Genomic DNA, 942 nt, shown 5'->3' on the forward strand with positions numbered 1-942 from the left:
GCGGCTAGGGCGTGTCCTGTAAGTGGTGGAGCTGGACCTCTGGTAGTCGTGTCCGGTGGTTGGTCGCGGTGAGTTGACAGATAAGGCGTGGGCGGTGATCGCGCCGTTGCTGCCGCCGCAGCAGGGCGGTGGGCGGCGGTGGCGGGATCACCGGCAGGTCATCAATGCGATCTTGTGGAAGCTGCGCACCGGTGCTCCGTGGCGTGACCTGCCCGAACGCTATGGCCCGTGGAAGACCGCGCATGAACGGCTGCGGTTGTGGACCAAGGACGGCACCTGGGACAAGATCCTCGACCGGGTGATCGTCAAAGACGACGCTGTGGGTGACCTGGAGTGGATCATCTCGGTCGACTCCAGCGTGGTCCGGGCGCACCAGCATGCCGCTGGTGCCCGGAAAAAAGGGGATGCAGCGACGGAATCGAAGCCCTCGCCCTCGACGGGGAAGGACTCGGCCGGTCCCGCGGCGGACTGAGCACCAAGATCCACCTCGCCGTCGAAGGGCGAGGTCTGCCGATACGGATCCTGCTTACCCCAGGCCAAGCGGGAGACAACCCGCAGTTGCTCCCGCTGCTGGACGGCATCAGCGTTGCCCGGATCGGACCAGGTCGGCCCCGCTGTCGTCCGGAGACAGTGATCGCGGACAAGGCGTATTCGCATCCTTCGACCCGCCGGGCGATGCGAGACCGGCAGATCGCCCTCGTCAGCCCGGAGCGGGACGACCAGATCGCCCGCCGCGCCGCCAAGGGCTCCCGCGGCGGGCGGCCACCCGCATTCGATGCCGAGGTCTACAAGCACCGCAATGTCGTTGAACGCTGCTTCAACCGGCTCAAGCAATTCCGTGACCTGGCCACCCGCTACGCCAAACGCGCCGCCTACTACCAGGCCGAACTGACCATCGCCGCCATCGTGCTCTGGCTCCGATGACTTACAGGACAGCTCCTA

1 protein-coding gene is annotated in these 942 nt (G+C 66.5%); it reads left to right on the forward strand.

The window, feature by feature from the left end:
- Window positions 1–55 precede the first annotated feature (55 nt).
- A protein-coding gene (locus ACLJOU_RS46930) for an IS5 family transposase (protein WP_410575789.1) occupies window positions 56–924 on the forward strand; the annotation gives its coding sequence in 2 pieces (ribosomal slippage) (window positions 56–427 and window positions 430–924; 867 coding nt in all).
- The last annotated feature ends 18 nt before the right edge of the window (window positions 925–942 follow it).

Source organism: Amycolatopsis sp. cmx-4-61, assembly GCF_046548775.1.
Taxonomy (GTDB): Bacteria; Actinomycetota; Actinomycetes; order Mycobacteriales; family Pseudonocardiaceae; genus Amycolatopsis.